The following is a 6,404-nucleotide window of genomic DNA, read 5'->3' as shown; positions in this document are numbered from 1 at the left end:
CCCGCGCCCCCCCCCCCCCCCCCGGCCCCCCCCCGCCCCCCCCCCCCCGCGGGGGGGCCCCCCCCGCGGGGGGGGGGCCCCCCCCCCCCCGCGTTCCGGGCCGTTTCTCCGCCGGGCGAAACCTGTCGCGTGCGGAAGATCGTTGCGGGACGATCGGGGGCATGCGCGTGGTAATCGCCGGTTCGTCCGGGTTGATCGGCACGAGTCTCGTCGCGGCGTTGCGGCAGGGCGAGCACGAGGTGCTGCGGCTGGTCCGCCGCCGCCCGGCCGCCCCCGACGAGCACGGCTGGGACCCGGCGAAGGGCGAGCTGGACGAGGCGGCCCTCGCCGGGGCGGACGCGGTGGTGAACCTGTGCGGCGCCGGGATCGCCGACCGCCGCTGGAGCACCGAGCGCAAGGAGCTGCTGGTGTCCTCGCGGGTGCGCCCGACCGTGCTGCTGGCCGAGGCGGTGGCCCGCCACGGCGTGCCCGCGCTGGTCAACGGCTCGGCGGTGGGCTACTACGGCGACACCGGCGACCGGCTGGTGACGGAGTCGACGCCGCCGGGAACCGGTTTCCTCGCCGACCTGTGCCGCCAGTGGGAGGCGGCGACGAGCCCGGCGGTGGACGCGGGCGCCCGGGTCGCGCTCTCGCGCACGGGCCTGGTGGTGGCGCACTCGGGTGGCCTGGTGGGCCGGTTGAAGCCGTTGTTCTCGATGCTGCTGGGCGCGAAGCTCGGCGGCGGGCGACAGTACATGCCGTGGATCTCGCTGGACGACGCGGTGGGTGCGCTGCGGTTCCTGGTGGAGAACTCGGCCGTGTCGGGCCCGGTGAACCTGACCGGCCCGGCGCCGGTGACCAACGCCGAGTTCACCCGCGAGCTGGGGGCGGCGCTGGGCAGGCCCGCGCCGTGGACGGTGCCGGAGTTCGTGCTCCGCGCGGCGTTGGGCGAGGCCGCCGACGAGGCGATGCTGGCCGGGCAGCGGGCGATGCCGGAACGCCTCGACGAGCACGGCTACCCGTTCGCCCACCCCACCTTGGACGCCGCGCTGAACGCGGTGCTCTGAACTCGCCGCGGGTCCGTCCGGGTGGCCGGCGCCACGTGCGCGGGGCGGTCGGCGCTCTGGGTGGGAGCCCGGGCGTAGCCTGGCCCGGTGAGTCGCGCGGAGATGTCATGTCGCGCCTCGACCGATGCGGTCGACGTGCGTGAACTGGGAAGAATCGACTACCTGGACGCCTGGGACCTCCAGCGGGAGCTGGCCACGAGCCGCGCCGAGGAGACCGGCCCGGACTCCCTCCTGCTGCTGGAGCACCCGTCGGTGTACACCGCCGGGAAGCGCACCCAGCCGGAGGACCGGCCGCAGGACGGCACGCCGGTGATCGACGTGGACCGCGGCGGCAAGATCACCTGGCACGGCCCGGGGCAGATCGTGGGCTACCCGATCTTGGGGCTGGCCGACCCGATCGACGTGGTCGACTACGTGCGGCGCCTGGAGCAGGCCCTGATCCGCACCTGCGCCCGCTTCGGCCTGGACACCGGCCGGGTCGAGGGCCGCAGCGGCGTGTGGCTGGCCGCCGACGACGCACGCCCGGAGCGCAAGATCGCCGCGATCGGCATCCGGGTGCAGCGGGGCGTGACCATGCACGGGCTGGAGCTGAACTGCGATCCGGACATGGGCCAGTTCGACCGGATCGTGCCGTGCGGCATCCGGGACGCGGGCGTCACCTCGCTGTCGGCGGAGCTCGGCCGGGACGTCCCGGTCGAGGAGGCGCTGCCGTGGGTGCGCCAGGACGTGCTGGACGCGGTGGACGGCGTGCTGCCGGTGGTGGAGTCGAACATCGCGCGGGTCTCGCCGACCGCCGAGGGCGTGACGCTGGCGCTGGATCCGACCCTGCGCTGACGAACCCCACTCTACTCCTCTAGCATTCCGGAATTACGGACTACTGGAGGAGTAGAAGCATGCCGCTGTCCCGCCGCACCCTGCTGACCGGGCTCACCGCCACCGCCGCCGCGCTCCCGCTGCTCTCGTGCAGCCCCGCCACGGCGCTCGGCGACCGCACCGAAGCCGACCTGAGCACCGCAGACGGCTGGCTCACCTGGATCGCCCAGCACCGCGACCGGCTGGCCCTCGTGCTCACCGACACCACCGGACCGCTCCTCGCGCACCGCGCGGGCAGCCCGCAGCCGCTGGCCTCCGCGGTGAAGGCCGCGCACCTCGCCGCCTACGCCACCGCCGTCGCCGACGGCCGCCTCGACCCCGCCGAACAGGTCCGCGTCGGCGACTGGGAGCGCTACTACGTGCCCACCGACGGCGGCGCACACGTGGCGGCCCTGCAGGAACTGGGCATCCCCACCGACGACACCGGCGCCTGGGCCGCCGACCCGGACCGCCACGTCACGCTGGAGCAACTGGCCACCGCGATGATCGGGCACAGCGACAGCGCCGTGCCCGACCTGCTGCGCGACCGGCTCGGCACCGAGGCCGTGCGCGCCGCCGCGCTCGCCGGGGGCTGGCCCGACGCCGACGTGCGCTCGCTGTGCGCCGAGTACCTGTTCCTGCTGCTGCCGGCCGAAGCCCCCGCGCCCGGCACCCCGCTCCCCCGACGCCGCGAGATCGGCTTCGCGCTGGAGCGCCGCCACCGCGACGAGCAGGCCCTCCGCGACCAGGTGCGGACGCGGCTGCTGGCGCAGGCGCTGCCGGACTGGAACACCCAGCTGGCCTGGGCCACCGGCACCGCCGCGAGCGACCCGGCGCAGCTGGCCGCGCTGCACCGCTCCCTCGCCGAGGGCACCTACCCGTCCCCGCGCGCCGCCGAGATCGCCCGCGGGATCCTGGAACGGCGGGCCGCCGGGAACCTGCCCGACGGCGTCCTCGGCCTCGGCTACAAGGGCGGCAGCCTGCCGGGCGTGCTCACCGCCGGGATCTCGTTGCGCCTCGCCGACGGGCGGATCGCGGCCGGATCGCTGCTGGCGCACGGCGGGATCTCCGCCGAGCAGCTGGCGACCGGTGACCCGGGCCAGCCGCTGATCAAGGCCGTGCTCGACCCCGCGTGGCGGGACCGGTTGCGCGCCGCGCTGCGCGGGTAGGGCAAGCTCGCACGGTGAGCTCCGACGACGTGCAAGGGCGGCTGGACGACCTGGAGCGCCGGGTCGCGGCGCTGGAAGGACGGCCCACCGCCGCTCCGCGGGAACCCAGCGGCGACCAGATCGAATACTCGGGACGCCTGAGCGAACCGTTCGAGCTGGAGTGGCACATCCGCGCGGATCCCGCCCAGGTGCTGGACCTGCCGGACGCGCCGCGCACCGACGTGCTCGCCGCGCTGGGGCATCCGCTGCGGGCGGCCCTGGTGCGCAGGCTCGCCGAATCGGGCCCGGCCACCGGCGCGGAGCTGCAGCAGGCGGCGGGGCTCGGTTCGCCCGGCCAGCTCTACCACCACCTGAAGGGGCTCACCGGCTGCGGACTGGTGGAGCAGGACAAGCGCGGTTCCTACCGGCTGCGCCCGCAGGCCACCGTGCCCGCGCTCGTCCTGCTCACCGCCGCCTCCGACATCGCGGGCCAGCTCCGCGGCTGAGCACCGCCGCCTCGCCGGTGGCGCGCGGCGGGCCACCGACGAGGCAGGAACCGGCGCTGGGACTCAGCCCAGCTGCGGTGCGACCTTCGCCGCGACCAGGTCGACGTGGTCGAGGTCGGAGAGGTCCAGCACCTGCAGGTACAGCCGGGTGATGCCGGTCCGCTCCCGCCAGGCGCCGATCTTGTCCACGGCCTCGGCGGGCGTGCCGGCGAGCCCGTTGGCCCGCAGCTCGTCGACGTCCCGCCCGATGGCGGCCGCGCGGCGCGCGATCTCGGCGTCGTCCTTGCCGACGCACAGCACCAGCGCCGCCGACCGCACGATCTCCCCGGCGTCCCGGCCGATCGCCGCGCACGCCGCCGCGACCCGCTCGTACTGCGCCACCGCGGTGTCGAGGTCGGTGAAGGGCAGGTTGAACTCGTCGGCGAAGCGGGCGGCGAGCTCCGGGGTGCGCTTCTTGCCCGCGCCACCGATGAGCACCGGCGGCCGCGGCCGCTGAACGGGCTTCGGCAGCCCGGGCGAGTCGGCGAGCTGGTAGTACCGGCCGTCGAAGCTGAAGGTCTCCCCGGCCGGCGTGTCCCACAGCCCGGTGATGATCTCCAGCTGCTCGGCGTAGCGGTCGAACCGCTCCTTGAGCGACGGGAACGGGATGCCGTACGCGGTGTGCTCCTCCTCGTACCAGCCGCTGCCGAGACCGAACTCCACGCGCCCGCCGGACATCTGGTCGACCTGCGCGACCGCGATCGCCAACGGCCCCGGGTAGCGGAACGTGCCCGCCGTCATCAGCGTGCCCAGCCGCACCCGCGAGGTCTCCCGCGCCAGGCCGCCCAGCGTCACCCAGGCGTCGGTCGGTCCGGGCTCACCGGACACCGAGCCCATCTTCAGGTAGTGGTCGGAGCGGAAGAACGCGTCGTAGCCGGCCGCCTCGGTGGCCTTGGCCACCCGCAGCAGGTCGTCGTAGGTGGCCCCTTGCTGGGGTTCGGTGAAGATGCGGAGTTTGAATGGCTCGGTCACGGACCCGAGGCTAGTGCCCGCAGGAGGCCCCGGCGCACGCCGCCACGCGCAGCCCCTGCATCACGGCGTCCACGACCTGGCCGACCTCGGCGCTGGTCTGCTTCGGCCGGGCGGAGCCGGCGATGGTGCTGGCCCCGGCCGACAGCGCGCCGTAGACGACGTGGGCGAGCGCTTCGATCGGCAGCGGGGTGAACTCGCCCGCGTCGACCAGCGCCTGCACCGCTTCCCGGATCACGCCGAACGTGTAGCGCTCCTCGGCCTCCCGCCAGCGCTCCCAGCCCATCACCGCGGGCGCCTCGTGCACGACGATCCGCTGGTAGGACGGTTCCAGGCAGACCTGGAGGAATTCGCCGAGCCCGGCCCGCACGGTCTCCCAGATGTCGCCGCCGGCGAACAGCACCGCCGACAGCCGTCGCACCACCTGGCTCTCGACGTCTTCGAAAGCGGCCTCGAACAGCGCCTGCTTTCCGTTGAAGTGGTGGTAGAGGGCGCCCTTGGTGACGCGGGCGCGCTTGGCGATCTCGTCGAGCGAGGTGCCCGCGTAGCCCTTCTTCGTGAACAGGACCACCGCCGACTTCACCAGCGCCTGCCGGGTGCTCTCGGTGTTCTCCACGCGCCGGGAACGGGCTGTAGCCATACTCACAATCATATGACATACCCGCGGTACGGCCGCGCTGGTAGCTTCGAACACACATACTCCCGGTATGCCGCACACCCGGGGTACGCCACCGTCCAGTCTGGAGGAACCATGACCTGGAACGACTTCCACCAGCGGCAACGCGCCATCCGCGCCGTGCTCGACCACGCCGCGCGGCACCCCGCGGCACGCCTCGACCTCGACGCGGTGCCCGCGGCCGCCGCCGTGTTCGCCGACCGGGACGAACTGCTGCGCGCGCTGCACCACAAGTGGAACCGCGTGCTCACCGGACGCATCGACGTGGGCGTCGAGGACGCCGACGCCGACCCGCGCGGCGACCGGGTGGAGGCGGTCGGCGAAGCCTGGCGGCGCACCGCCACCGACGACCCCGTGCTGCGCCGCGTCCTCGACGGGCACGCGGACGAACCCGCGCTCGCCGGGCTGCGCAGGCAGGAGCTCCGGATGCTCGCCGTGTCGGCCGGGCTGGCCGAACCGGACGAGCCGGCCGACGAGCTGGACCGCGTCGGGCAGGCGTTCCTGCGGTTGCTGCGCACCGCCCCCGAGGCCCGCACCGCGCGCCGCCGCGGACCGCTCGCCCAGCTGCGCAAGCTCATCCCCAGCTTCTGACCCCGCCGCTCCGGAGCCCGGGGGCGCTCAGCGCGCGGCCACCACCTCGGGCTCCGCGGCGCGCGGACGCGGGACCACCACCCGCACCTGCTCGGTGAGTTCCCGGCGCGCCCGCGCCGAGGCGCCCAGACCGGCGACCCCGCGGTGCGCGCTCACCTCGCCCGCCCGGACCAGCTCGATCGGCCAGTCCAGCAACCGCACCGACCGGAGCAGCAGGACGAACGGCAGCAGCACCAGCGCCGCGACCAGCTCCAGCCCGGCCACCACCGACCAGCACACCGCGACCAGCAGGAACGGCACCGCCAGCAGCAGCCCGACCGGCTCGTCCAGCGACCAGTCCGGGAACCACTCCAGCGCGTCGCGCACCGAGGTCCGGCGCCGCCACGGCAACCAGCGCCGCCTGCCGTGACCGCTGACGTCGCGCACCGCCGACGCCCACCGGCACGCGGAGATCTCCACCTCGTGGCAGTCGTGCTCCGGCGCCAGCACCTCCAGCGGATCCACCAGCGGCTCGGCCGCCACCGCCGCGCGCAGCTGCTTCGCCGCGGACCGGTCCCGGACCCGCACCAGCCCGCCC

Annotated in this window: 7 protein-coding genes and 1 pseudogene; 5 read left to right on the top strand and 3 right to left on the bottom strand. The window is 74.9% G+C overall.

Going from position 1 to position 6,404, the window contains the following annotated elements; genetic code table 11:
* Positions 1–161 precede the first annotated feature (161 nt).
* From LCD31_RS00040 to LCD31_RS00025, 4 genes are all read left to right on the top strand, one after another.
* Positions 162–1,046, top strand: coding sequence for a TIGR01777 family oxidoreductase (locus LCD31_RS00040; RefSeq protein WP_224955290.1), 885 nt, complete (start codon positions 162–164; stop codon positions 1,044–1,046).
* Positions 1,047–1,133: 87 nt separating this feature from the next.
* Positions 1,134–1,880: a lipoyl(octanoyl) transferase LipB gene (lipB, locus tag LCD31_RS00035; protein WP_224955289.1), complete on the top strand. Its 747-nt coding sequence runs from the start codon at positions 1,134–1,136 to the stop codon at positions 1,878–1,880.
* A gap of 59 nt (positions 1,881–1,939) precedes the next feature.
* Complete coding sequence (locus tag LCD31_RS00030) at positions 1,940–3,067, top strand: serine hydrolase (RefSeq protein WP_224955288.1); 1,128 nt, start codon at positions 1,940–1,942, stop codon at positions 3,065–3,067.
* Between the two features lie 14 nt (positions 3,068–3,081).
* Positions 3,082–3,552, top strand: coding sequence for a helix-turn-helix transcriptional regulator (locus LCD31_RS00025; protein WP_224955287.1), 471 nt, complete (start codon positions 3,082–3,084; stop codon positions 3,550–3,552).
* A gap of 63 nt (positions 3,553–3,615) precedes the next feature.
* On the opposite strand, the gene LCD31_RS00020 is transcribed toward LCD31_RS00025, so the two are convergent.
* Together LCD31_RS00020 and LCD31_RS00015 are read right to left on the bottom strand one after the other, a co-directional pair.
* Positions 3,616–4,563 carry an LLM class F420-dependent oxidoreductase gene (locus LCD31_RS00020; RefSeq protein WP_224955286.1) on the bottom strand — a complete coding sequence of 316 codons (948 nt, stop codon included), beginning with the start codon at positions 4,561–4,563 and terminating at the stop codon, positions 3,616–3,618.
* Positions 4,564–4,573: 10 nt separating this feature from the next.
* The gene (locus LCD31_RS00015; RefSeq protein ID WP_224955285.1) at positions 4,574–5,200 is read right to left on the bottom strand and encodes a TetR/AcrR family transcriptional regulator; all 627 of its coding nucleotides are present in this window, start codon (positions 5,198–5,200) and stop codon (positions 4,574–4,576) included.
* A 111-nt stretch (positions 5,201–5,311) separates the two neighbouring features.
* Here LCD31_RS00015 and LCD31_RS00010 point away from each other — a divergent pair, with 111 nt between their 5' ends.
* Entirely contained in the window at positions 5,312–5,827 is a 516-nt protein-coding gene (locus LCD31_RS00010) for a hypothetical protein (protein ID WP_224955284.1), read from the top strand.
* A 27-nt stretch (positions 5,828–5,854) separates the two neighbouring features.
* Here the strand turns inward: LCD31_RS00010 and LCD31_RS00005 are convergent.
* Positions 5,855–6,404: pseudogene (locus tag LCD31_RS00005) on the bottom strand (hypothetical protein); the annotation flags it as partial.

The organism is Saccharopolyspora sp. 6M, from assembly GCF_020176775.1.
GTDB classification, from domain to species: domain Bacteria; phylum Actinomycetota; class Actinomycetes; order Mycobacteriales; family Pseudonocardiaceae; genus Saccharopolyspora_C; species Saccharopolyspora_C gregorii.
Note: the sequence above shows the minus strand (reverse complement) of the source record. Positions and strands in the feature narration are given on the sequence as shown.